The following is a 24321-nucleotide window of genomic DNA, read 5'->3' on the forward strand; positions in this document are numbered from 1 at the left end:
ATGTCAGCACCCGACTACAGCGCAGCGCTTGACGAAAGATTCTTCTTGCATCCCCGGGGGCGTCCACAGAGGGCATGTGGGCAACGCTCTTGCGTTGTCCAAGCGTAGCGGCATGTCCACAGCGCCACAGGCTCAAGCCTTTCGGTCGGGTTTGCGGGTTCGCCGCATGCTTTCGCCGTTGAGATCGATCCGGTGGGCATTATGGACCAGGCGGTCGAGGACGGCGTCGGCGTAGGTGGGATCGCCGATCAGCGCGTGCCATTGATCGACCGGGAGCTGGCTGGTGACGATGGTGGAGCGGCGGCCGTAGCGGTCCTCGAGTATCTCCAGGAGGTCGTGGCGGGCGGCGGCGTCGAGCGGCTCGAGGCCCCAGTCGTCGAAGATGAGGAGATCGACGCGGCCAAGCGCGCGCAGCAGGCGGGAATGGCGGCCGTCGCCGCGCGCCAAAGCGAGATCGGTGAACAGCCGCGGGACGCGCTGGTAGAGCACGGAGCGATTGTCGCGGCAGGCCTTGTTGCCGAGCGCTGAGGCGAGCCAGCTCTTACCGACGCCGGAGGGCCCGCAGATCAGCAGGTTAGCGTGGTCATCGATCCAGCGGCCTTCGACCAGCATCGTCAGCAGGCTGCGGTCGAGGCCGCGTGGAGTGCGGTAGTCGATATCTTCGACGCAGGCCTCCTGGCGCAGCTTGGCTTATTGCAGCCGCTTCGACAGCCGCTTGTCGCGTCGCAATGACGCTTCGCGTTCGAGCAGCAGCGCAAGCCATTCGGCGTGGCCGAGGCTTGCGGCCTCGCCGCCGGCTTCGATGTCGGCGAAGGCCTTAGCCATGCCATGAAGGCCGAGCGCGTAGAGTTGATCGAGGGTCGGATGCGTGAGCAAGATGTGATCTCCTAATTGTAGTAGCGCGGCCCGCGGATGTTGGGATGAAGGATCGGCGTGTCGTCCGCGGAGCGCTTGGGTGAAGGACGCCGATCGAGATTGTTGGCAAGGATCGATTTGACCGAGCCGTAGGTGCGCGCGCCAATATCGATCGCCCGCATGGCGGCAGCATCGAGCCGCTCGTGCCCGTAGGATCGGGCGAGCCGGATGATGCCGAGACAGGCGCGGAAGCCCTGTTCCGGATGCGCGCGCTCGTCGAGGATCAGGTCGCACAGCGCCGCGGTGGCCGGCCCGATCGAGGCGGCGTCCTTACGGATCCGCTCGATGGTCCAGCCAGCGTAGCGCCGATGACTGGAGGCCATGTGTTCCGGCACGGTCGTGTGCTTGTGGTTGCCGCTCATGCGCTGATGCGCGGCGATCCGCTCACCCTTGTGGAAGATCTCGACGGTGCGGGCGGTGAAGCGCACCTCCACCTCGGCGCGGACGAAGCGATGCGGAACGCTGTAATAATGCGCCTCGACCTCGACGTGATAATCGATGCTGACCCGGCAGATCCGCCACTCGGCGAACTCGTAAGGGTTCTCCGGCAGGGCCTTCAGCGCTGGCCGGTCGATCTCCTCCAGCAGCTTGCGGCGGGTCACGCCGAGCCGCCGGATCGGTCGCTCCTCGTTGAGCCGGGTCATTAACTCGGCGATCGCCGCGTTGACCTCGGCGAGGCTGTGGAAGGTCCGATGGCGCAGCCGTCCGAGCAGCCAGCGCTCGACCATGAGGACCGCCTGCTCGACCTTCGCCTTGTCCCGTGGCCGCCGTGGCCTGGCCGGCAGAATGGCGGTGCCGTAATGCGCCGCCATGTCGGCGTAGCTGCGGTTGATCTGCGGATCGTACAGGCAGGCCTTGATCACGGCGACCTTGGTGTTGTCCGGCACCAGCAGTGCCGGTACGCCGCCGATCGCTTCGAAGGCGCCGACGTGGCCATCGATCCAGTCGGCGAGCCCCTGCGTCCAGGTCGCCTGCGCGTAGGTGAAGCTCGATGCGCCGAGCACCGCGACGAAGATCTGCGCGGTGCGCCGCTCGCCGGTGCGCCGGTCGATCACCACCGGGACGCCGTCGCCGGCATAGTCGACGAACAGCTTGTCGCCGGCCGTATGCGACTGGCGCATCGTCACCGACAGCCGGCCTTCCCAGGCCCGGTAGAGCTCACAGAACCGCGAATAGCGATACCCGCCGGGCTCGCCCGCGACGTACTCCTCCCACAGGATCGACAGCGTCACGTGCTTGCGCCGGAGCTCGCGGTGCACCGCCGCCCAGTCCGGCTCCGCCTGCCGGCGATGGCCCCGCCGCGTGCCGAAACCCGCACCGGCGCTGGCGAACAGCCGGGCCTCCAGATCAGTGTCGGTGATGTCGTCAGACAACGGCCAGGTCAGCCCCGCCGCCTCAAAACGGCGGATCGTCAACCGCACCGTCGAAGGCGCCGTCGCCAACCGCCGCGCAATCTCGCGGGTCGGCATTCCAGCCAACTTCAATCTGATCACTTCGCGCACATGGCGCATCGCAAACCTCTCCGTCGGCATCCAGGTCCCCCTTCGCAAAGCCGAAAGGCGGGACCGTATCGGAGCCAGAAGAGGCCTCGTCACCCCGGGCGACATCATCCCGGAATGGTGGGCGAGATCAAATCGGAACGGTGGGCGAGATCATTCCGGAATCGTGGGCGACATCGAGCGGAATCAGCAGAGGAGGTTATCGAAGGCAAGTGGCGCCTGTTGTGCCATCCTCTCGATATCGAAAAGCTCAACGGGGTGCCTCAGGAATCCGAGTGGAAGCAGAAACGCGCGAGGCAGCTCATCGAAGCGCTCGGCGAATATGAGACCGCGTGTGAGGCGTTGCGCGCGGAGCTCGGCCTTTATGAAGCAGAGGATATCTCGGCACGCGCTTTTGCGCCACTCGTAGCCATCCTCGATCGGATGAAGGAAATCGAGCCGAAGACGCTGCGGGGACTGCAGGCCAAGGCCCAAATGATCACGCGCTGGTATTGGGACCACCTTCCAAAAGAGGCCAGCGTCGAGAACATGGCGCTGACGCTTCTGAAGGGGTTCGTCACGTTAAAGGCTGCTGCCTGGGACCACGAGAGGGACAGGAAGCCCGCTGGCAGTACCGCCAGCGGGCTTTTTAAGGGCAGAGCGCCGATCGGATTCCGCGTCTGGGATAGTGTGGATTACGCCTAGTCAATGGATAGTGGCTCCTGAATTTCATAGACCCAGCAGGACGCGTCCGGCTTCATCCGCGCCATGATCTCAAAGGGTGAGCCCATGGCAACTAAGTTCTTGGATGGTTTCGTGTCGAACGCTGAGGCTGAAGCGCGGTCCACTCTGTCGTCGGTGACTATCTGGAGACGCTCCAAGGCAGGGACATTCCCTAAGCGCGTCAAGATCACTGCCCGTCGCGTTGGCTATCGACGTGCCGAATTCGAAGCTTGGCTCGTCGATCCGCAAAATTGGCGCCAGTCAGAGGTCCGGTGCGTAAGATGTCGAGAGGGCAGCAGACGTTCAAGCAGCGGGACCTGACCAAGGCCATCAAGGCCGTGAATCGGGCTGGAGTGCGCGGTCGCGTAGAAGTGGATCGCAATGGCCGGATTGTGGTGACAGTCGAGCCGCCGGATGAGGATCGCGGAGGCCATCGCGACGATGAATGGGATTAGTCAGGGGGAGTCCATGGCCGACGTGAAACTGCCTTTTCTACATAGCTTCAAAGATTCCCGCGGGAAGAGGCGGCACGTGTTTCGTCGCAAGGGCCACAAGACGGTTTCGATCAAGGGAAGTCCTGGATCGTCCGAATTTTTAGAGGCCTATCAGGCGCTGCTCGAAAAGACAGGCGACGACCCACCCTCCACGATCGGCGGTAGCAAGGCCAAATCCGACACGATCGACGCGTGGGTAATTGCTTACTTCAAGCACGAGACCTTCACCGATGGGCTCGCGAAGGACACTTAGAATAGGTGGCGGCCGATACTCGAGCGCTTCCGCGATCACAAGACGCCCAGCGGTCGTCGCTATGGTGACAACCGAATCGCTAGCCTGCGCGAGAAATCGATCAGAGATTTCCTCGAAGGGAAAACCGCCAATCAGCAAAAAAACGAACTGAAGGCCGTGCGAGCCTTAGTTCGATTCGCGAAGTCAAAAGGTGCGTTGTCGAGCGATCCCAGCGAAGCGATCGAGACTCTGAAGGCCGGCATTAAGAGCACCGGGCATATGACGTGGCTCGAGCCGCAAGTGGCGCAGTATCGCGATCGCTGGCCGCTCGGAACGATTGCGAGATTGGCTCTGTAATTGCTGCTCAACATCGCAGCACGGCGACATGATGCCCACCTGCTCGGAGAAGACGCCCCGTCTCGGCCCACTATCTATTGACGACTGAAATCCCGTAAACAGACTCCGCAAAAGGAAGGTCAAACAAGCCCAAACTCCATGATTTTGTTAGTCCTTTCGATTGCTACTTACATTTCGGGACGAAGGGGTCGCGGGTTCCGCCCCTCATGCAAGCCGGGGGATTTCCTGTTGGACCAATCGCAATAGTCGGGTGTTGCGTGTCCCCGCAACCAAATTCGGATTTCACCGGATCCGAGACGAAAATGGCCCGCATCACGCGGGCCATTTTTGTTTTGGGGGCGATCGCGCGGAGCTGCGATTCTTTGGTGTTGGTTCGGATAGGACATGACGGGCCGCCGCTCCATGGGCGTGCATGCCGCGCGCAACAGCACTGCATGATTGAAGGAACACGCTCTCGATCCGCGCGTCATCTTTGTCGCCGGGCCCATCCGGCACTTGCTTTCCGGGCGCCTGTCATTCGGAAGGGCTGGTCCAATGAAGTTCGAGGATTTCGAGGCCGCCGATGTTCAGGCGGAGGAAGCACGGATTTTCATCCGTCGGGCCGGTTCGGGACCGGCGCTGCTTCTGTTGCATGGATTTCCGCAGACACATCTGATGTGGCGAGACGTTGCGCCATTGCTCACGCAGGATTTCACCGTGGTTTGCGCCGATCTTCGCGGATATGGCCGTAGCGCTTGTCCGCCCTCAGGCCCTGACCACGCGCCATATTCCAAACGTGCGATGGCAAAGGACATGGTGTCCGTCATGACGCGCCTTGGCTTCGACCGTTTCTCGGTCGCCGGCCATGATCGCGGTGGCCGTGTCGCTTACCGGCTCGCACTCGACCACGGCGAACGCGTGGAGCGGCTCGCCGTCCTCGACGTCGTTCCGATCGCCGATGCCTGGGAGCGCGCCGACAAGAAATTGGCGGTTGGCTATTGGCCATGGTCGTTGCTTGCGCAGCCAGCGCCTCTTCCTGAGCGGCTCTTGTCCGCAGCTCCCGACGCCGTCGTCGACAATGCCCTCCATGGCTGGGGTTCGGCAGCAGGCAGCTTCAGTCCGGCGGTCCGGGCAGCCTATGTCGAGGCGTTGCGCGATGAGGCGCATGTTCACGCGATCTGCGAGGAATATCGCGCGGCGGCAACGATCGATCACGAGCACGATCTGGCGGATCGCAATTCCGGCCGGCGGATTGATTGCCCTGTCCTGGTTCTCTGGAGTGGTCGCGGCCCGTTGAACGCGTGGTACGCGAGCGAGGGTGGTCCCTTGGGGCTTTGGCGGAACTGGGCCGATGACGTGCAAGGGAAGCCGCTCGATGGAGGACACTTCTTTCCGGAGGATATTCCGCAGCAGACGGCCCATGAGCTGAATCGGTTCTTTGGGAGCGATAGCTAGTTGCGCGTCCGCGACCTGCGAAGATGGCTCGCTCGCGTCCGGCGCCATGCTCACCACGACCTTGGTGGTGTCTGAGTCCGACCGCCCCTCCGGCCAGAACTGGCCGACCTCGATGGTGCCTTCGACCTCCAAGAGTCCAACGGGCATCGGCCGCTCCTCTCAAACCGGCGCGGTCGCTCCCTTGAGGCGGCGCCCCGCGCGCGCGAGCGAAGGGCAGCGCATCATCTTGCTGCGACAGGCCCATGACGGGAGGTAGGACGGGCGCGACGCGCGCGCGGCCCTGGCAAACAAAACGCCCGCGCACCTCAAGTGCGCGGGCGACGATCGAAGCCGGTTGCGTCGGCAGATCAGGATCGATACGGACAGACCATCGTCAGGTTCAGCAGCGTCGGCTTGTCCGAGCCTTTCTTGTATTCCCACTCCAACCGGATCTCGTGTCGGTGGGCATAGGCATCGCTTGCCGCGTGGGTGATGATCTTCGTCTTCATCGGGATTGGCGGCTCGGAGTTGAAGCATTTCCGCACGCAGGCATCGAGCAGGTCACATCGTGTCAGCGGGATGACGCCGGGCTCGTCCTTGGAGAGCGGGACCGTGTTTGGCTGGGTGCTGAGGTCGACGCGGGCGCGGCCCTTCTCCTTGTGCCAGTACTTGGCGCTGCCCTGCGGCCACCTCGATGGCGGGTTCAAGATCAAATGGTACTGGCCGTATTCCAGGGTCGGCAAGTCGATGTCGTCGGATGCCTTGAGCTTGGCGACGCTCTTTTTCATGTTCGCCAGGGGATAGTAATTGGCGTTCATCAAGTCTCGAAATGCCTTGCCGCTATATACCAGTCCGGCCATCGCCTCTTTCCTCGATATGTCTGTTTGTCAAAAACCGTAGCGTGTGGCCGCAAATACGCGCGATGCGGCGGCCGATCACACAATTTGTTGTGTGCAGGCACGCTACCACCCACGACTGTACTTCGTCCAGCGAGCTACCATCCGGTAAGGTCGCGTATCCCGCAAGCCTAATTGCCATGCAGTCCCCTATTGGTAATGTAAGCCCAACGTCTCGCGGGCGCGGGTAGCGAAGACTGCTGAGGCAGTCGTTTGAAGGCGCTGGAATGCATTGCTTCGCGTGTCAGTCGGCGATCGGTCCGGGCGATAGCTGGTGCTCCAAATGCGGAGCGGCGGTCCGCGAGCGCGTTGAGCCCGACAGCGAACGGCGGTTCGTGACCATTTTGCGCGCCGACGTCGTCGATTCCACAGGACTTGTCGCCGAGCTGGAGCCGGAGGCCGCGGTGTCGCGCCTCGAGCCGGCTCTCGCGGCGATGAGAGGCGCGGTGCGCCAGTTCGGTGGCATTGTCAGCAAGGAGCTGGGAGACGGGCTGGCCGCCGTGTTCGGTGCCCCGATCGCCGACGACAACCACGCGCCGCTCGCTTGCCACGCGGCCATCGAGCTCGTCCGGCGTGTTGGCAGCCTGGGCGATCCCGGTCTTCAGGTCCGGGTCGGGCTCCACTCGGGCCATGTGGTCGCCTACATGGTCGCCAGCGAATTCTCCAAGGTCTATGAGATCGGCGGGGCCGCCCAGCATCTGGCCGCGCGGCTGGAAGCGGCGGCCGAGGCGAACCAGGTCTACGTCTCTGAGGCCTGTCAAAAGCTCGCGGATGGACACGTCCGCTTCGAATTCCTGGGCCGCAAGACGCTCCGCGGTTTCGGCGAGCCGATGCCTGTGTACCGGGTCATGGGCGCGAGCGATCTTTCGAGCTGGCGGGTCCGGCGTGCGCGCAGTGTTTCCCGATTTGTCGACCGCACGACGGAGCGGGCCTTGCTGTGGCGTGCGGCCGAAAGGGTCAGCGCCAGCCGCCAGACCGTTCTGCTCATGGGTGACGCCGGCATCGGAAAGTCGCGGCTTGCGCACGAGTTCGCGCAGGACCTTCGCGCCAGCGGCTGGCGGCTGATCGATGCCGAGTGCAGTCCGAATCTCCAGGGCGCGCCGTACAGCGCCCTCAAGCGATTGTTGCTGTCGATCTTCGAGTCGGCCGCAAGGGATCAGGCCAGGGCGGATGATCCCAGAGGGGCGTTGCCGGCCGTGCAGCAGCGGGCCATCGACGCGGTCCTGGACCTGCCGATCTCCGATCCGCAATGGGACGAACTGGAGCCGCACGCGCGCGGGCGCGCGATTTCAGATGCTAGCTGCGCGATCGTCGAGAGCATCGCCCGTCGTCAGCGCACGATCCTTCTGATCGAGGACCTGCACTGGATCGATCGGGCCAGCGATACGGTCATGGCCACGCTCTCCGCGCTGCAATGTCCCGATTTGCTCGTGCTGCTGACCACGCGGCCCAACGGGATGCCGGTGTGGATTGCGCGCTGTCACGCAGAGATCGTGGCCATGCGGCCCCTCGACGACGATTCGGGCTTGGCCATGCTCGCCGAAATGCTCGGCCCCGCCACCACCAACGCGGATCTGAAGAACCGGATCATCTCCCATACCGCCAACGTTCCGCTGTTCATCGAGGAAGTCTGCCGCAGTCTGAAGGATAGCGGCATGCTCCTCGGTCAATGGGGCGACCTGTCTCTTGCGCGTCCCGTGGAAGAGCTCGGCATTCCCACCAGCATCCAAGGTGTGATCGCGGCGCGGCTCGATCGCGTGTCACGACAGGAACGATCGCTCCTGCAGATCGCCGCGGCGTTTGGTCCCCGGACAAACCAGGCCCTGCTCCGGAAGATCGCGGCCTTGCCGGAAGGCGTGCTGCAGGATTGCCTCACCGCGCTCGACCGGGCCGAACTGCTCGTCAGGATCGATAGCGAGTTGGAGGACTCGCTCGAATTTCGGCACGAGATGGTCCGGCAGGTGACCTACGATTCCATGGTCGAAAAGGTGCGCGAGAGCATCCATGCCAGCATCCTCGCAGCGCTCGAGGACGACGAGGCATCGAACGACGGGCCGGACGCGCTCTGCTATCACGCGACGAGGGCGAAGGATTGGCAGAAGGCGTTTCACCATGGCAGAAGCGCCGCTCGAAAATGTCTGGTGCGCTCAGCCTATGCCGACGCGGTCGACTATTTCGAGATCGCAATGGGGTCTCTCGACAAGACCCCGGTGACGCAAGCGCGAGAAGTGGACGCCATCGATCTCCGGATGGAGGCGCGCTTGGCCTTTGCCGGATCGGGGCGCGTCGCCGAAGCCCTGGATCTGGGACGCGAAGCCGAACGGCGCGCCGATGCAATCGACGACATCGGGCGCAAGATCGCGGCCATGACCGTGAGAGCGGGCGCGCAGAACTTCTACGGAACGCCGGTCGAAGCTGTCGCGATCGGGGAAGAGGTCGTGCGTCTGGCGGAAAGCTCAGGCAATCCCGGCTGGCGTAATCTCGCGCAATATGGTCTTGGGCAGGCCTATTTTCTCTGTGGCCGCTATCAAAGCGCCGAGAAGATGCTGGCCGCGGCACGTGCCGGTCTCGTGGGCTCGGCATCGAGTGCCCCGATCGGCACGACTCCACGATCCTTGCTCCTCCTCTGCTGCATGATGAACGGCATCACCCACACCGTCATGGGTGAGCTCGACGCCGCCGAGCAGCTCCAGCAACAGGCCGCCGCGATCGCGGAGGAGACCGGCCGCCCCTACGACCGTGTCGCCGCCGCCTATAGCGGCGGCTGGCTGATGCTCGGTCGAGGCGACCCGGCGGCGGCCGCCGCCATTCTCGAAGACGGGTTTGTCCTGGCGCAGAAGCACGGCATCCGCCTGTTCGTGCCGGTGCTCGCCTGCCACCTCGGCATGGCCTATCTGGAGCAGGGCCTGTTCGACCGGGCGCGCGGCATGCTGACCGAGGCGCGCGAGGAGGCCAAGGCGGTCGGCTACACCTCGGCGGTGCTGCGCAGCTCGATCTACCTTGCGCTCGCGACCTGCCGCCTCGGCGATGTCAGGGCTGCGCAGAACATGCTGCGCGAGGCGCGTAACACCGCCCGCCAGCAGGGGTTTTCGGGCCTCGAGGCCGAGGCCCTGTTCGGCGAAGCCGTTGTGACGCCCATCTCCAGTACGGAGAGCAGGGCGGCCATCCTTACCGCGCTGCGCGCGGCCATCGCGATCGCATCCGAAAGCGGCGCGCTGCCGCTCCAGCGCAAGGCCGAGGCGATGCTGACCGAGGTGCTCGCCCAGGGCAGCGAGCTCATCTGACGCCGCGTCCCGCCGGGTCTGCACCTTGTCGCCGCGGGACCGAACCGTCGGCCCAAAATGCCGAATGAATCTTGTAGGTAGCACAAGGGGTTAGCTACTGTGCATGGGGTTGTTTTCGCATAATTGATCGGGCGCCGCCTCCAGGCGGCTGCGAGAGGCAGCCTCGCTCACCGCAGTGACGAAGCCCCTTGCACCGACGCCAAGGTGGGCTACCGTCGGTGACTAGCCGCAGGGCCAGGTGACTTTTGATCTCGATTTCTTAGCATCGCATTTTGCCGGCGCCGCCATGGCGCGACGCCTACCGGATGAGGCGGGGCCATGATCACACGGGACCAGTCAGCTTTGTTGGCGCCGGTCGAGCGCGACCTCAGGCTCGATCTCTTCCGCGGCATCGGCCTGTGGATGATCTTCCTCGACCACATCCCGCACGACGTCGTGGCCTGGCTGACGCTGCGCAATTACGGCTTCAGCGACGCCGCCGAGTTCTTCGTCTTCATCTCCGGCTATCTGGTCGGCTGGATCTACGGCCCGATCGTCGCCGGCGGCTGGTTTCTCGCCGCGATGAAGCGGCTGTGGCGGCGTGCGGCCGAGCTGTATGTCGCGCACATCATGCTGTTTCTGCTGTTCACCGCGCAGATCGCCCGCACCGCGCGCCGCTTCGACAATCCGATGTACCAGCACGAGTTCAACGTGTTCAACTTCCTGGCGCATCCGGACGAGCTGATCGGGCAGGCGATCGTGCTGAAATACAAACCGGTCAATCTCGACGTGCTGCCGCTCTACATCACGCTGGTGCTCGCCTCGCCCTTCATCGTCTGGTGCCTGGTGCGCCGGCCCAACCTGACGCTCGCCGCCTCGGTCGTGCTCTATGTGCTGTCGCGCTGGTTCAACTGGAACGTCGCTTCCTACCCGCCCGGCACGACCTGGTACTTCAACCCGTTCTGCTGGCAATTGATGTTCGTGTTTGCGGCCTGGTGCGGCGTCGGGCAGATCGACAAGATCGCGAGGTGGGTGTGGTCGAGGGCGGCGATGGGTCTGGCCGCGGCCTGGCTGGTGTTCGCGCTGCTGATCGTGATGACCTGGCACGTCCCAGCGCTCGAGGCGCTGATCCCGAAATGGATGATCAAGGCGATCTACCCGATCGACAAGACCGATCTCGACATGCTGCGCTTCACGCATTTCCTGGCATTGGCAATCTGGGTCACCCACTTCCTCTCGCGCAAATGGCGGGCGCTGCATGGGGCCTGGCTGCGCCCCGTGATCCTCTGCGGCCAGCATTCGCTGCCGATCTTCTGCCTCGGCGTGTTCCTGTCGTTCTCGGCGCACTGGATCCTGACGCAGTACACCAGGGGCATCTGGGAGCAACTCGCCGTCTCCATCGTCGGCATCGTCATCATGGTCGGCGCGGCCTGGCTGCTCGACCGCGCCGAGCGTGTGCCGAACCTGTTCGTGAAGGTGACGGAGGTCGAGGAGCCGGAGATGGTCGAGAGCGCGCAGGCCGCGACCGCCGGCGCGGCTCCCGCGAGCCGCTGAAGCATCGTCCGCATGTCCTGGAGAGCCCAATGTCCAAACGTTTGATGACGATCGCCGGCGCTCTCCTGTTTCTCGCCTGCGGTGCATCCGCGCAGGCGCCGTCGCCGGAGGCGATGAGCGCGGCGCGCAAGCTCGTCGTCACCCTGAAGATCGCCGATCAGTACCGCGCATTGCTGCCGCAGCTCCTGCTCAAGCTCCGGCCCGTGGTCGCGCAGGACAGGCCGGAGATCGAGCGCGACTACGATGCGGTGACGGCACCCGGCTCCGAGATCTATGCTCCGTTCGTTGCGTCCATGGTCGAGCAGATCGCGGCGTTCTATGCCCAAAGCTTCAGCGTGGACGAGCTGCGCCAGATCGAGGCGTTCTATGCCCAGCCGGCCGGGAAGAAGTTCTTGGAGAAGTCGGATGCGCTGGCGCAGGCGAGTGCGCAGATCGGCCAGGATGTCAGCCAGAAGGCCGCCGACGAATTGAAGCAGCGCCTGATCGAGGCGCTGCGCCAGAAGGGGCACAAGCTCTGAGCCGCGGGCTAAGCCAGGAACGCGCGGAAGCGCCGCAGTGCGATCACGAAGAAGACGCCGCCGATCACGGCGAGCGCGACCAGCTGCGGCCACACGGCCTCCAGGCCCGCGCCGCGGAACAGGATCGCCTGGGCGAGCATCACGAAATGCGTGTTGGGCGCCGCGAGCATGATGTCCTGGACGAATTGCGGCATGCTCTCGCGCGGTGTCATGCTGCCCGACAGGGTCTGCAGCGGCAGCAGGATCATGATCAGCAGCAGCCCGAACTGCGGCATCGAGCCGGCGACGGTGGCGAGAAAGATGCCCATGCTGGTGGTGGCAAACAGCTGCAGCGCGGCGCCGACGAGAAACAGCGCCAGCGAGCCGTCGATCGTCACCTCCAGCCAGCCCTTGACGACGAAGGCGATCGACAGCGCGGAGGCGACCAGCACCACGGCGCCCATCGACCAGACCTTGCTCACCATGATCTCCAATGGCGTGACCGGCATCACCAGCAGATGCTCGATGGTGCCGTGCTCACGCTCGCGGATCAGCGCCGCGCCGGTCAGGATGATCGAGAGCATCGTGATCGAGGTGATCACGTGGTCGATGGCGCCGAACCAGGATTTCTTCAGCTCCGGATTGAATCGCGCCCGCAGCGTCAGCTCGATCGGCGCGGTCTGGGCATTGCGCGTGTGCGCCAGGAACTCCGCGACTTCCGCGCTGACGATCTGCTCGATATAGCCGCCGCCGTTGAACGCCTGCGAGATGCGGGTCGCATCGACGTTGAGCTGGATCGTTGGCGATTTGCGCGCCAGCAGGTCGCGCTGGAAGTCAGGCGGGATGTCGAGCGCGAAGGTATCGAGGCCGGCGTCCATCCGCCGGTCCATGTCGTATTGCGAGATCATGCGCGGTACGGAGAAGTAGGGCGCCGTGAATGCCATCTCGATGCGGGTCGAGATCGGCGAATGGTCTTCGTCGACGACCGCGATCGCGGCGCGGTTCAGCGTTTCCGGCAGCGCCTTCGCGCCGGCATAGACCGCGAGCGTGAAGGAATAGACGATGAGCACGAGCAGCATGGGGTCGCGCACCAGGCCGCGCAATTCCTTGATGCCGAGCTGGAACAAATTGTCGAAGCGCATGGTCAGCGGGCCTGTTTCTTCAGCAGCATCGCGCCGGCAATCACCAGGACGGGGACCATGATCGCGAGCGCCAGCAGGTCGTTGTGGAGGGTGTCGAACGCCAGGCCCTTGGAGAAGGTGCCGCGCGAGATCGTGACGAAATAGGTGGTGGGATAGAGCCGCCCGACCAGGGCACCAAGTCCCTGCAGCGAGGAAACCGGATCGATCAGCCCGGAGTACTGGATGGCCGGAATCAGCGTGACCAGAACGGTGCCGAACAGGGCCGCGATCTGGCTGTTCATGAAGGCCGAGATCACCAGCCCCATGCCGGTCGTCGCCGTGACGTAGAGCAGCGCGGCGAGCGCGTAGGTCGGAAAGCTCCCGGTGAAGGGGACGCGGAAGACGACGAGGGCAAAGCCGACGAGAAGGAGGAAGTTTCCGAACGCCAGCACGACATAGGGCAGCTGCGTGCCGAGCAGGAATTCCAGCCGCGTCACCGGCGTCACGTAGAAATTGACGATCGAGCCGAGCTCCTTCTCGCGCACGACCGCGAGCGCGGCGAGCACGGCCGGAATCATGATCAGCAGCAGCGGAATGATGCCCGGCGCCATGGCGACGACGCTGATGACATCGGGATTGTAGCGGTAGCGCAGCTGGAGCTGGTAGGCGCCGGCGATCGCCGCCTCGCCGTAGAGCTCGCGGCCCTTTTGCGCGAGCCAGGTGGCGTGGATCGCCTGGGCGTAGGAGCGCAGCGTTTCGGCCCGCGTCGGATTGGCGCCGTCGACCCAGGCGCCGATCTCGACATGGCGGCCGCGGCTGACGTCACGACCGAAGCCCGGCGGCAGCTCGATGGCGAGCCCGATCTCGCCGGCGCGCATGCGACGGTCGAGATCGGCATAGTCGGTGATGGGGGATTTTTCGGTAAAGTAGCGCGAGCCCGCGATCTGGAGGCTGTAATCGCGGCTGATCGCGCTGTCGTCGCGGTCGAGCACGGCGAAAGTCAGGTTCTCGACGTCCATGCTGATGCCATAGCCGAGCACGAACAGCAGCAGCACGCTGCCGAGGATTGCGAGCGTGGCGCGGATCGGATCGCGCCGCAGTTCGAGTGCCTCGCGCCGGGAATAGGCGAGCATGCGGGTCGGATTGAACGTCGCGCCGCGCTTGCGTGGCGGCCGCGCTGTCGCGGCCGGTAGGGGCGATGCGATCGCAGGCTGGCCGGCCGGCTCCGCCTTATCCGCGATCGCCTCTTCCAGGCAGGCGATGAAGGCCTGCTCCAGCGTCGCGGTGCCGCGCGCGGCCACGATCGCCGCGGGTGTGTCCGACGTCAGCACCTTGCCCGCATGCATCAGCGAGACCCGGTCGCAGCGCTCGGCCTCGTTCATGAAATGGGTCGAGACGAAGATGGTGACGTTGTCCTTGCGGGAGAGCTCGGCGAGGATCTGCCAGAAGCGGTCGCGGGCGACCGGATCCACGCCGGAGGTCGGCTCGTCGAGGATGAGGATGTCGGGCGCATGGATCATGGCGACCGCCAGCGACAATCGCTGCCGCAGTCCGAGCGGCAGCGCGTCGGGCAGAGCCTCGGTAACGTCGGCGAGGTCGAACCGGCTGATCATCTCGCTGATGCGCGGGGCGATGGTCTCCGCCGGCAGCTCGAACAGCCGCGCGTGCAGATCGAGATTTTGCGCGACCGTGAGCTCCGAATAGAGCGAGAAGCCCTGCGACATGTAGCCGATGCGCCGCCGCACCGACATGTCGCCGGCATCGATGGTCTTGCCGAACAGCCGCGCGGTGCCTTCGCTCACCGGCAGGAGGCCCGTGAGCATCTTCATGGTCGTGGTCTTGCCGCACCCGTTCGAGCCGAGGAAGCCGAAGATCTCACCCTTCCTGATGCGGAAGCTGACGTCGTCGACGGCCACGAAGCCGTTGAACCGTCGGGTCAGGTGGTCGGCCTCGATCGCGATCTCGTCATGGTCCTCAGCGCGCGGCGGGATGACGACATTGGTGTAGTTGCTGCGATCCGCGTCGGGCAAAAGGCGAATGAAGGCGTCATCGAGCGTATCCGCGCCGGTCTGCCGCTTGAGCTCGGCAGGCGTTCCGGTCGCCAGCACGCGGCCGGCATTCATCGCGATCAGGAAGTCGAACTGCGCGGCCTCTTCCATGTAGGCGGTCGAGACGATCACGCTCATGCCGGGCCGGCTATCGCGGATCGAGGTGATCAATTCCCAGAACTGGCGGCGCGACAGCGGATCAACGCCGGTGGTCGGCTCGTCCAGGATCAAGAGTTCGGGATCGTGGATCAGGGCGCAGCACAGGCCGACCTTCTGCTTCATGCCGCCGGAGAGTTTTGCCGCCGGCCGGTCGGCGAAGGGCGTGAGCCCGGTGTCGCGCAGCAGGCCGGCGATCCGCCTGTGCCGCTCGGCCTTGTCGTGTCCGAACAGACGGCCGAAGAAGTCGATGTTCTCGAACACCGACAGTGTCGGATACAGATTCTTGCCGAGCCCCTGCGGCATATAGGCGATGTCGGGGCACACGTTGCGGCGATGGCGCGAGCTTGCCATATCGCCGCCGAGCACGTGGATGCGTCCGTCCTGGATCGCGCGGGCTCCGGCGATCAGCGACAGCAGGCTCGATTTGCCGACGCCGTCGGGGCCGATCAGTCCGACCATGCAGCCGGACGGCAGGTCGAGCGTGATGGCATCGAGCGCCCGGGCCTTGCCATAGCTCAGGCCCACGCCTTCCAGATGCACCACGCTGCCGGCGGCAGCCGATGCATCGGCTGTGGCAGTCGCGCTCATCTCGTCAGCTTGATCTTGAGATTGTCGGGCCATTGTGCGGCCGGATCGAGCTGCACATAGGCCATGCCGGGCAGGCCGGTCTTCACATGCTCGATGTGCTGGCGCAGCAGCTCGGGCGCGATATGTGCCTTGATGCGGAACATCAGCTTCTGACGCTCCTCCTCGGTCTCGACGGTCTTGGGCGTGAATTGCGCGACGTCGGCGACGAAGGTGGCCTTGGCGGGGATCACATATTGCGGGATGGCGTCGAGCACGAGGCGAACCTCGGCGCCCATCGCGACGCGGCCAGCCTCGGCCGTCGGCAGGAAGAACGTCATGTAGACGTCGCCGAGATCGACCATGTTGAGGACGCGGCCGCCGGCGGCGAGCACCTCGCCGGGCTGCGACACGCGATACTGCACGCGGCCGTCGCGCGGCGCTTTCAGCACGCTGTCATTGAGGTCGGCATTGATGCTTTCGATCGCGGCCTTCGCGGCGTCGACCGAAGCGCCCGCGTCGATCACCATGGCGCGGGAGGAGCTGATCGCGGCCTCGGATGCCGCGACCTGAGCGTGGGACGCGGCAAGCGCCGCCTTGGCCGTGGCGTTGGCAGAGCGGTCGTCGTCCAGCACCTGCTGCGATACCGCGCTGGTTCTGATCAATTGTTCGGAACGATCGAGCTTGCGGCTCGTGCTGTCGAGCTGCGCGATGCGCTGGTCGACCACGGCCTCGGCGGCCTTGCGTTCGGCTTCGCGCTGGTTCACCAGGCTCTTGGCGGTCTCGACGTTGATGGACGCGCGCTGCAGCTGTGCTTCGGCCTGGCGGCGCTGGGCCTGCAATTGCTCGGTGTCCATGCGCGCCAGAATCTGGCCCGCGCGCACGAAGTCGCCTTCGTTGACCAGGATCTCGCGAATCCGGCCGGGCGTCTTGGTCGCGATGTCGATCTCGACTGCCTCGATGCGGCCGTTGCCGCGGGCGAAGCCTGCAGGCAGCGTGTTGGTATCGCGGTGCTGCCAATAGTAATAGCCGCCGCCAGCAAAGAGGACGGCGATCGCGGCGATAACGCGACCCGGAGTGAAGTTCATTTGATCAAAACGCCGTGAGGCGGCGCCCACTGTTGAGACACGAACCCGGCCGCTGATGGTGCGGAAAGGCAGGCTCAACATTGTAGCGAATTTTGCATCGCAACTTGATGCAGATCAGACGGAGGCGCGAGGCGTATCTGCCTCAAATTTGGGCTCTGCGTCGCCGCTCGTCCGCCGTGATTGCAAGCGGACGAGCGAGGATTGCTGAACGGATTGCTATCGGCTCGATCCGGGCCGCCCTATTTCACCAGCGGGCAGCCGCCATCCTTCAGCGGCCGGAACGCCTGGTCGGCGGGCACCTCGGCGAGCAGCTTGTAGTAATCCCACGGCCCTTTGGATTCCTCGGGCTTCTTCACCTGGAACAGGTACATGCTGTGCACCATGCGGCCGTCCTCGCGCAGCACGCCGTTGTCGGTGAAGGAGTCCTTCACCGGCAGCTCGCGCATCTTCGCCATCACCGTCTTGGTGTCCCTGGTGCCGGCGGCCTGCACGGCCTTGAGGTAATGCAGCGTCGCGCTGTAGGTGGCGGCCTGGTTCATCGTCGGCATGCGCTTGACTCGCTCGAGGAAGCGCTTGCCGAAGGCGCGGGTCTTGTCGTTGAGATCCCAGTAATAGGCCTCGGTGATGATCAGGCCTTGCGCGAGCTTCAAGCCGAGGCTGTGCACGTCGGAGATGAACATCACGATCGCGGCCAGGTTCTGGCCGCCGGCGACGATGCCGAACTCGCCAGCCTGCTTGATCGCGTTGATGGTGTCGCCGCCGCCGTTGGCGAGGCCGATGATCTTGGCCTTGGAGGCCTGGGCCTGAAGCAGGAACGAGGAGAAGTCGGCGGTATTGAGCGGATGCTTGACGCTGCCGAGCACCTTGCCGCCCGCAGCCTTCACGACATCGCCGGTATCGCGCTCGACCGAATGGCCGAACACGTAGTCGGCGGTGAGGAAGAACCAGGTGTCGCCGCCGTTCTTGACGATGGCGCTGCCGACGGTGTGCGCGTTGGCGTAGGTGTCGTAGGTCCAGTGCGCGGTGTAGGGCGAGCAGGATTTTCCCGTGATGTCGGAGCTGGCCGCATCCGTCACGATCATGATCTTCTCGTACTGCTTCGACAGCTCCATCACCGCAAGCGCGGTCGCCGACGTCGGCAGGTCGATGATCATGTCGACGCCCTCGGTCTCCCACCATTTGCGGGCGATGGTCGAGGCGACGTCGGGCTTGTTGAGCACGTCGGCCGAGACCATGTCGATCGGCTTGCCGAACATCTGCCCGCCGAAATCCTCGATCGCCATTTTGGTCGCCTCGACATTCCCCATGCCACCAATGTCGGAATAGACGGAGGAGAAGTCGGAGAGCACGCCGATCTTGAGCGGCGCCTGCTGGGCCGAGGCGGCGGTGATCAGGGCGGCCGACAGCAAGCCGGCCGCAGACACGAGTGCTGCGATAGATCTCATGGATACGTTTCCTCTTGAGCGGGACTATTCTGTCCCTTTGTCCGACAAAGTTAGGGCTCGGTTCCTGCAGAGTCAATTTGTTGCCTCTGTCGCATCAATGACGCAGTTTGACGCATTCCGCGGCGACGCCTATACTTTGTCCGACAATCACCATTGGAGGCCGATTTGCCTGTCGCGCCGCTGTTCCGACCGATTGATGTCGCGCCGGCCTATCAGAAGGTGGCCGACGCCATCGAGCGCGAGATCGTCAATGGCCGCATCAAGCCCGGCGATCCCATCGGCACCGAGCACGATCTGGTCCGCCAGTTCGGCGTCAATCGCTCGACCATCCGCGAGGGCATCCGTGTGCTGGAGGAGGGCGGGCTGATCCGGCGCGATTCCTCGCGCCGCCTGCACGCCTGCCTGCCGCGCTACAGCAAGCTCGCAAGCCGTCTCAGCCGCGCGCTGGTCCTGCACGAGGTAACGTTCCGCGAGCTCTATGAGGCCTCGATGACGCTGGAGGTGGCCAGCATCGAGGGCGCGGTGGAGCGTGCGAGCGAGGAGAATCTCGCCGAGCTCGCCGGCAATCTCGCGCGCAGCGAGGCCGTGGTCGGCGATCCCGCGCTGCTGGCCGAATGCGATGCCGAATTCCACGTGCTGGTTGCAAAAGCCTCGCAGAATCGCGTGCTCCAGCTCGCGCGCGAGCCCGCGGCGCAATTGTTCTATCCGACCACCGAGATGATCGTGACCGGTGTCGCCGAAGGCGGCCCGCGTCTCGTCGCGGCGCACCGCCATCTCATTGACGCGATCCGCGACCGCGACCGCGAGGCCGGCGTGCTCTGGACTCGCCGGCATTTGCAGGACTGGCGCCGCGGCTTCGAGAAGATTGCTTCGCTCGATCGCTCGGTCGAGCACATGTACATGGAGCACGCGCAGGCGGCCCGGCGCCGGTAGCGAAAAACAAGACGCAAGATTTCAGTTAAGAAATTCAACAAATCAAGACATCACACGGAGGGACACATGACCGGCGACACCGCAGCCACCATCTCGAAAGCGCGCGAACATTCCATCGGCGATCTCCTGCGCCGCTCGGCGGGCCGTGAGCCGAACAAGCTTGCGGTGAGCTGCGGTGATGTGAGCTGGACCTTTGCCGAGATGGATGCGATCTGCAACCGGCTCGGCCGCGGCCTGCTCGGTCTCGGCGTGAGGAAGGGCGATCGCCTCGCGGTGCTGTCGCGCAATTCGCACGCCTTCGCCGCGCTGCGCTTCGCGGTGGCGCGGATCGGCGCGGTGCTGGTGCCGATCAACTTCATGCTCAATCCGGACGAGATCAATTTCATCCTGAAAAGCTCCGGCGCAAAGTTGCTCGCGGCGGGGCCGGACTTCGTCGAGCCCGCGCGCGCGGCCAGCGCCAGGGATTGCGCCGTCGAGAAGATGATCTGGCTGCCGGGCGAGGATCCCGCGTCGGCGCCGGCGGGCCTCACCACCTTCGACGATCTACTTCATTCCGACGGCTCGTTCCTGGAAGCCTCGGTCGACAGCCGCGATCTCGCGCAGATCGTCTACACCTCGGGCACCGAATCGCTGCCCAAGGGTGCGATGCTGACCCATGAAGCGGTGATGTGGCAGTATGTCAGCTGCATCATCGATGGCGGCATGAGCGTGGACGACAAGTTCCTGCACGCGCTGCCGCTCTATCACTGCGCCCAGCTCGACGTCTTTCTGGGGCCGCAAGTGTATCTCGGCGCCTCCGGGGTGATCACGGGCAAGCCGACCGCCGACAACATCCTGGCGCTGATCCAGGCCCACAAGATCACTTCGTTCTTCGCGCCGCCGACGATCTGGATCGCGATGCTGCGCTCGCCGAATTTCGACAAGTCCGACCTGTCGTCCCTGCAGAAGGGCTATTACGGCGCCTCGATCATGCCGGTGGAAGTTCTGCTCGAGCTGCAGCGCCGCTTGCCCGCCGTAAAATTCTGGAATTTCTACGGCCAGACCGAGATCGCGCCGCTCGCGACCGTGCTGCGGCCGGAGGACCAACTGCGCAAGGCAGGCTCGGCAGGCAAGCCGGTGCTCAATGTCGAGACGCGCGTCGTCAACACGTCAATGGAAGACGTTGAGGTCGGCGAGGTCGGCGAGATCGTGCACCGCTCGCCGCATCTATTGTCCGGCTATTACAACGATCCCGTGAAGACTGCGGCAGCATTCACCGGCGGCTGGTTTCACTCCGGCGATCTCGCCACCGTCGACGAAGAGGGCCACATCACCGTGGTCGATCGCGTCAAGGACATGATCAAGACCGGCGGGGAGAACGTTGCCAGCCGCGAGGTCGAGGAGATGGTATATCGTATCCCGGCGGTTTCCGAGGTCGCCGTCGTCGGCCTGCCCGATCCGCGCTGGATCGAGGCGGTCACCGCCATCGTCGTGGTCAAGAGCGGCGAAAAGCTGGACGAGGACGCCGTCATCAAGCACTGCGCCGGCCAGATGGCGCATTTCAAGGTGCCCAAGCGCGTCATCTTCGTGGATGCCTTGCCGAAGAATCCGAGCGGCAAGCTGCTCAAGCGCGAACTGCGCCAGCGCTTCGTCGGCGGCGAGACGCTCGACAAGGCGATCCAGAAGAATTTTGGCGCGTAAGGCCGGGCGGCCTTTGGCTGCGTCGTGATCGAGTTCGCTAGCCGGCGTCGCCGGCCAGCTTCCTGACGTCGTCGGGCGTCTGTCCGAAGCGGCGGCGGAATGCGCGATGGAAGTAGGATACGTCGTGAAAGCCCGCGAGATGCGCGATTTCGATGATCTTGCGCATGCGCATGGCGGGATTTCGCAGCAGGCGTTCGGCACGCAGCAGGCGCTGCTCCAGCACGAAGCCGCTATAGGTGATGCCGGCCTGTTCGAACAATAGCTGGATCGTGCGCGGGCTGATCCGGTGCGCGGCTGAAAGGACGGTGAGCGACAGCGCGGGGCTGTCAAGCTGCGCCAGGATGTCGGACTTGAGGGTTTCGAGACGCGCTGCCGCCAGGCCTCGCATTCGAGCCTGCTCAGCGACATCGCCGCGCGCTCCGATCATCAGCACCGAAAGGTCGAACAGGTGCTGCGAGACCGCGTCCAGCTCCGCGGGGCCGAGCTTGTCGGCATACTCATGCGCGAGATCATAATAGCGCAGGAACATCGATGTGATCGGATTGGCGCCGGGGATTGAGCGTGCAATCAAATCCTCTGCATTCGGGCACGCGCGCAGCAGCGCCTTGCGCGGCAACAGCGCAGTCTGGAAATTGCCAAACCCTGTCTGAGTGATGTGCGCGCCCTTGATCGAGGGATCGCCGATCGTAACGTCGCCCGCGGCGATCTCCAGCGGGCGTTTTCCCATGGCCCCGCTGAGCGCCGAATTGGGCGACATCGTAATCACCAATTCGTCGTTGGTCCCCAACGACACGAAAGACATCGGCGAGCCGAACGAGGCCGAGAGCCTGATGCGGGGAAGAATCGCCGGCGCAATGGTTCGGTGAACGCGCCCTTCTCCGACCGGCACGAAATCGACGTTGGCCACCTGACGGCAAAACTGCTCGCGCCATCTTTCATAGGCCGGGCCATTCGGGTCGCCATCGAATGAGAGTTGTGGCTGGATCATCGGTCGGAAGCGCAGATGTTGACGGTTTACGGCAGGTTGTATCGCCAGGCCGGTGCGCCGCAACGGCAAAAGCGGCGGATTGCGTGATAAGCCACTCGCAACGGCGCCCAGAGACCGCGACCAGGTGCCGCAGTCCCCATGTGCGTGGACTGCAAAAGCACTTTGCGCCGTGGCGTTCGGGTGGGGGCGAGCCTCAGTATTTCTTCACTGCCGCCCCGAATGCCAGCCACAGCACCATTGAGGCGAGGCCGAAGCCGCCGAGCAGCAGGAAGGTCGGCCCGTAGCCGATCCATTGCGCGATCCAGCCGCCGAGCGCGGGACTGAGGCTGGCGCCGATGCCCTGCAACGTAATCACGGCGCCCTGGCCGAGATTGATGCGGCCGCTGCCGTTCAGCGCGCGCGCCACCATGCCGGGAACGGCGACCGTCTGCAGGCCGGTGCCGATACCGTCGAGCACCTGCATCGGTATGACGCCCCACCATCCTGTCACGAAGAAGGCCAGCACGCCGCGGACGGGCAGGAACATGAAGGACACCAGGATCACCGGCCAATAGTTGCGCTTGCTCGCGGCCTTCATCGCGATCAGCGAGGTCACGATCATGACGCCTTGCGCGATCACCACGGTGGTCGCGACGAAGCTCGGGCCGTTGGCCTGTCCCTCGGCCACGGCCGCAAGCCCGTAGAGCGGTACAATGGCGGCATTGCCGAGGTGGAAGACCGCGAGCGCGAGTGCCAGCACGAGCAGAGCCTTGTGCTTGAGCAGCATCGTCATCGCATCCGGCGGAGCCTTGGAGTCGTCTTCCTTGCTGCCGCGTGCGGCACGGTCGTCGATCGCTTTGGCGGGGATCATCATCACGCAGGCGATCGCGATGGCGCCGAACACGGCCGCCAGCACGAACACGGCGACATAGCCGAACCTGTAGCCGAGATAGCCGGACAATGCCGCGCCGACCATGTTGCCGGCGTGGTTGAAGGCCTGATTGCGGCCGTTGAGCGCGTTGAACCCCTTCTGCTTGGCGATGCCGAGCGTGATGCCTGTTACCGCCGGCACGATGGCGGCGCTCGCCAGCGATTGCGCCACTTGCGAGAACGTCACCGCCCAGAAGTTTTGCGAGATCAGGATGATGGCGGAGGCGAGAACGACGCAGATGCCGGGAATGACGACCCATAGCCGTTTGTTGCGGCTGGAATCGATGAAGCCGCCGATCGGGGTCGTGACCAGCATGCCCGCGACATTGCCGATCGTCATCGCGGTGCCGATCAACCCGGTCGCCCAGCCGCGCTCCTGGAGGAAGACCCCGACGAACGGCCCAATGCCCGACTGCATGTCGGCCATGAAGAAGTTGAGCGCGAACAGAGGCCAGATACGGGACGAGGAGGGAGGCCGCGATGTCATCGATACCTAAACATGCTCTTCGTGTGTCGCGATCCTCTTGACCATCCTTCCGGCGTGGACCTGAACGTAACGAGCGCTGGCCGCGTTGGTTCCGATCTTGCCGAAAGCGCGGTCGCAATGTCATCCTGCGATCTTCCCACGGAGTTCTGGTCATGCCTCTCTGGACCTGCGAAACCTGCGGCGCGCAATTCCCGAACGTCGGAAATCCGCCCGCCTCCTGCGTGATCTGCGAGGATGAACGGCAGTTCGTGAACTGGAAGGGGCAGACCTTTCTCACGCGCGAGGAGCTCGCGCGGGGCCATCGACTGGTGGGACGCGACGATCTCGGCCTCACCGGGATCGGTCTGGAGCCGAGCTTCGCGATCGGACAGCGCGCGCTGCTGGTGCCTCAGGGCGACGGCTGCGTGATGTGGGATTGCATTCCGCTCGCGACCGATGAAGCCATCCAGTACGTGGCGGCGCTCGGCGGGCTGAAGGCGATCGCGATCTCGCATCCGCATTACTACGGCGCGGTCGCAGACTGGAGCGATACCTTTGGCGGCGTGCCGGTCTATCTGCATGCCGACGATCGCGCTTTCGTCACGCGGCCGCATCCCTCGATCGTGCACTGGACCGGCGAGAGCCACCGCATCTCAGACGATGTGCTGCTGCTACGCACCGGCGGTCATTTCGCCGGCGCCACCATGCTGCATTGGCAACGCGGTGCCGAGGGCAGCGGCGCGCTGCTCACCGGCGACATCGCCCAGGTGACGATGGACCGCCGCTTCGTCAGCTTCATGTATTCCTATCCCAACTACATGCCGCTCAATGCAGCTGCGGTGCGGCGGATTGCGGCCGCCGTCGAGCCGCTCGCCTTCGATCGCATCTATGGCGCCTGGTGGGGCCGCAACATCGCCAGCGGCGCCAAGGCCGCCTTCGCGGCGTCAGTGGAGCGCTACGTCGCCGCCATCGCCTGAGCCGGCGAGCGGATCTGATTTATCTTGCCGGTCTCGAATAACTGTACTATAAGTACAGTTACAAAATCTGCTGCAATGACGCAGCTGCGAGCCCGGCATGATCGATGCATCGTGGAAGCTG

The 24321-nt window shown here is 64.4% G+C and carries 18 protein-coding genes and 1 pseudogene; 10 read left to right on the forward strand and 9 right to left on the reverse strand.

Annotated features, from left to right (window positions below):
* Nucleotides 1–132 precede the first annotated feature (132 nt).
* Nucleotides 133–876: pseudogene (istB, locus tag XI03_RS10060) on the reverse strand (IS21-like element helper ATPase IstB).
* 11 nt (nt 877–887) lie between these two features.
* Entirely contained in the window at nt 888–2426 is a 1539-nt protein-coding gene (gene istA, locus XI03_RS10065; RefSeq protein WP_271592065.1) for an IS21 family transposase, read from the reverse strand.
* A 105-nt stretch (nt 2427–2531) separates the two neighbouring features.
* Here istA and XI03_RS10070 point away from each other — a divergent pair, with 105 nt between their 5' ends.
* The 4 genes from XI03_RS10070 (at nt 2532) to XI03_RS10080 (ending at nt 5633) form a co-directional block, all read left to right on the forward strand.
* Complete coding sequence (locus XI03_RS10070) at nt 2532–3098, forward strand: hypothetical protein (RefSeq protein WP_271592038.1); 567 nt, start codon at nt 2532–2534, stop codon at nt 3096–3098.
* 84 nt (nt 3099–3182) lie between these two features.
* Nucleotides 3183–3437 (forward strand): helix-turn-helix transcriptional regulator, encoded by a 255-nt coding sequence (locus XI03_RS40500; protein WP_442869705.1) that lies wholly within the window; start codon nt 3183–3185, stop codon nt 3435–3437.
* 147 nt (nt 3438–3584) lie between these two features.
* Entirely contained in the window at nt 3585–3863 is a 279-nt protein-coding gene (locus tag XI03_RS10075) for a hypothetical protein (RefSeq protein WP_271592039.1), read from the forward strand.
* 870 nt (nt 3864–4733) lie between these two features.
* Nucleotides 4734–5633 (forward strand): alpha/beta fold hydrolase, encoded by a 900-nt coding sequence (locus XI03_RS10080; protein ID WP_271592040.1) that lies wholly within the window; start codon nt 4734–4736, stop codon nt 5631–5633.
* A gap of 347 nt (nt 5634–5980) precedes the next feature.
* Here XI03_RS10080 and XI03_RS10085 read toward each other — a convergent pair whose 3' ends face one another.
* Nucleotides 5981–6472, reverse strand: coding sequence for a hypothetical protein (locus XI03_RS10085; RefSeq protein ID WP_152102338.1), 492 nt, complete (start codon nt 6470–6472; stop codon nt 5981–5983).
* A 263-nt stretch (nt 6473–6735) separates the two neighbouring features.
* Between XI03_RS10085 and XI03_RS10090 the strand changes: the two genes are divergently transcribed.
* The 3 genes from XI03_RS10090 (at nt 6736) to XI03_RS10100 (ending at nt 11843) form a co-directional block, all read left to right on the forward strand.
* Entirely contained in the window at nt 6736–9792 is a 3057-nt protein-coding gene (locus XI03_RS10090) for an ATP-binding protein (RefSeq protein WP_271592041.1), read from the forward strand.
* A gap of 318 nt (nt 9793–10110) precedes the next feature.
* Nucleotides 10111–11325, forward strand: coding sequence for an OpgC domain-containing protein (locus tag XI03_RS10095; RefSeq protein ID WP_038950112.1), 1215 nt, complete (start codon nt 10111–10113; stop codon nt 11323–11325).
* Between the two features lie 29 nt (nt 11326–11354).
* Entirely contained in the window at nt 11355–11843 is a 489-nt protein-coding gene (locus XI03_RS10100) for a DUF2059 domain-containing protein (protein WP_271592042.1), read from the forward strand.
* An 8-nt stretch (nt 11844–11851) separates the two neighbouring features.
* Here XI03_RS10100 and XI03_RS10105 read toward each other — a convergent pair whose 3' ends face one another.
* The 4 genes from XI03_RS10105 to XI03_RS10120 all read right to left on the reverse strand — a co-directional run bounded on the left by XI03_RS10105 (nt 11852) and on the right by XI03_RS10120 (nt 18247).
* The gene (locus XI03_RS10105; protein ID WP_038971307.1) at nt 11852–12964 is read right to left on the reverse strand and encodes an ABC transporter permease; all 1113 of its coding nucleotides are present in this window, start codon (nt 12962–12964) and stop codon (nt 11852–11854) included.
* Between the two features lie 2 nt (nt 12965–12966).
* Complete coding sequence (gene rbbA / locus XI03_RS10110) at nt 12967–15738, reverse strand: ribosome-associated ATPase/putative transporter RbbA (RefSeq protein WP_271592043.1); 2772 nt, start codon at nt 15736–15738, stop codon at nt 12967–12969.
* Entirely contained in the window at nt 15735–16802 is a 1068-nt protein-coding gene (locus XI03_RS10115) for an HlyD family secretion protein (RefSeq protein ID WP_028142172.1), read from the reverse strand. Before XI03_RS10115 ends, rbbA begins: the two co-directional genes overlap by 4 nt.
* A gap of 239 nt (nt 16803–17041) precedes the next feature.
* The gene (locus tag XI03_RS10120) at nt 17042–18247 is read right to left on the reverse strand and encodes an ABC transporter substrate-binding protein (protein ID WP_271592044.1); all 1206 of its coding nucleotides are present in this window, start codon (nt 18245–18247) and stop codon (nt 17042–17044) included.
* A 165-nt stretch (nt 18248–18412) separates the two neighbouring features.
* Between XI03_RS10120 and XI03_RS10125 the strand changes: the two genes are divergently transcribed.
* Both XI03_RS10125 and XI03_RS10130 read left to right on the forward strand, forming a co-directional pair.
* On the forward strand, nt 18413–19180 hold the full coding sequence (locus XI03_RS10125; RefSeq protein WP_038971312.1) for a FadR/GntR family transcriptional regulator: 768 nt from the start codon (nt 18413–18415) through the stop codon (nt 19178–19180).
* Nucleotides 19181–19246: 66 nt separating this feature from the next.
* Nucleotides 19247–20860: an acyl-CoA synthetase gene (locus XI03_RS10130; RefSeq protein ID WP_271592045.1), complete on the forward strand. Its 1614-nt coding sequence runs from the start codon at nt 19247–19249 to the stop codon at nt 20858–20860.
* A 37-nt stretch (nt 20861–20897) separates the two neighbouring features.
* Here the strand turns inward: XI03_RS10130 and XI03_RS10135 are convergent, their stop codons facing one another.
* Nucleotides 20898–21911: an AraC family transcriptional regulator gene (locus XI03_RS10135; protein WP_271592046.1), complete on the reverse strand. Its 1014-nt coding sequence runs from the start codon at nt 21909–21911 to the stop codon at nt 20898–20900.
* 130 nt (nt 21912–22041) lie between these two features.
* A complete protein-coding gene (locus tag XI03_RS10140) occupies nt 22042–23244 on the reverse strand; it encodes an MFS transporter (RefSeq protein ID WP_271592047.1) in 1203 nt (400 codons plus the stop codon).
* 152 nt (nt 23245–23396) lie between these two features.
* On the opposite strand from XI03_RS10140, the gene XI03_RS10145 reads away from it, so the two are divergent.
* A complete protein-coding gene (locus XI03_RS10145; protein ID WP_095424650.1) occupies nt 23397–24200 on the forward strand; it encodes an MBL fold metallo-hydrolase in 804 nt (267 codons plus the stop codon).
* Nucleotides 24201–24321 lie beyond the last annotated feature (121 nt).

The organism is Bradyrhizobium sp. CCBAU 65884 (genome assembly GCF_028128835.1).
In the GTDB taxonomy this organism is placed as follows: Bacteria; Pseudomonadota; Alphaproteobacteria; order Rhizobiales; family Xanthobacteraceae; genus Bradyrhizobium; species Bradyrhizobium ottawaense.

What these genes read in the sequence shown, in the direction of transcription:
- XI03_RS10075 (WP_271592039.1), top strand. Translation starts at nt 3,585, where the DNA reads ATGGCCGACGTGAAACTGCCTTTTCTACATAGCTTCAAAGATTCCCGC.
- XI03_RS10145 (WP_095424650.1), top strand. Translation starts at nt 23,397, where the DNA reads ATGCCTCTCTGGACCTGCGAAACCTGCGGCGCGCAATTCCCGAACGTC.
- XI03_RS10085 (WP_152102338.1), bottom strand. Translation starts at nt 6,472, where the DNA reads ATGGCCGGACTGGTATATAGCGGCAAGGCATTTCGAGACTTGATGAAC.
- XI03_RS10130 (WP_271592045.1), top strand. Translation starts at nt 19,247, where the DNA reads ATGACCGGCGACACCGCAGCCACCATCTCGAAAGCGCGCGAACATTCC.
- XI03_RS10070 (WP_271592038.1), top strand. Translation starts at nt 2,532, where the DNA reads ATGGTGGGCGAGATCAAATCGGAACGGTGGGCGAGATCATTCCGGAAT.
- rbbA (WP_271592043.1), bottom strand. Translation starts at nt 15,738, where the DNA reads ATGAGCGCGACTGCCACAGCCGATGCATCGGCTGCCGCCGGCAGCGTG.
- XI03_RS10095 (WP_038950112.1), top strand. Translation starts at nt 10,111, where the DNA reads ATGATCACACGGGACCAGTCAGCTTTGTTGGCGCCGGTCGAGCGCGAC.
- XI03_RS10105 (WP_038971307.1), bottom strand. Translation starts at nt 12,964, where the DNA reads ATGCGCTTCGACAATTTGTTCCAGCTCGGCATCAAGGAATTGCGCGGC.
- istA (WP_271592065.1), bottom strand. Translation starts at nt 2,426, where the DNA reads ATGCGCCATGTGCGCGAAGTGATCAGATTGAAGTTGGCTGGAATGCCG.
- XI03_RS10080 (WP_271592040.1), top strand. Translation starts at nt 4,734, where the DNA reads ATGAAGTTCGAGGATTTCGAGGCCGCCGATGTTCAGGCGGAGGAAGCA.
- XI03_RS10120 (WP_271592044.1), bottom strand. Translation starts at nt 18,247, where the DNA reads ATGAGATCTATCGCAGCACTCGTGTCTGCGGCCGGCTTGCTGTCGGCC.
- XI03_RS40500 (WP_442869705.1), top strand. Translation starts at nt 3,183, where the DNA reads ATGGCAACTAAGTTCTTGGATGGTTTCGTGTCGAACGCTGAGGCTGAA.
- XI03_RS10090 (WP_271592041.1), top strand. Translation starts at nt 6,736, where the DNA reads ATGCATTGCTTCGCGTGTCAGTCGGCGATCGGTCCGGGCGATAGCTGG.
- XI03_RS10115 (WP_028142172.1), bottom strand. Translation starts at nt 16,802, where the DNA reads ATGAACTTCACTCCGGGTCGCGTTATCGCCGCGATCGCCGTCCTCTTT.
- XI03_RS10140 (WP_271592047.1), bottom strand. Translation starts at nt 23,244, where the DNA reads ATGACATCGCGGCCTCCCTCCTCGTCCCGTATCTGGCCTCTGTTCGCG.
- XI03_RS10100 (WP_271592042.1), top strand. Translation starts at nt 11,355, where the DNA reads ATGTCCAAACGTTTGATGACGATCGCCGGCGCTCTCCTGTTTCTCGCC.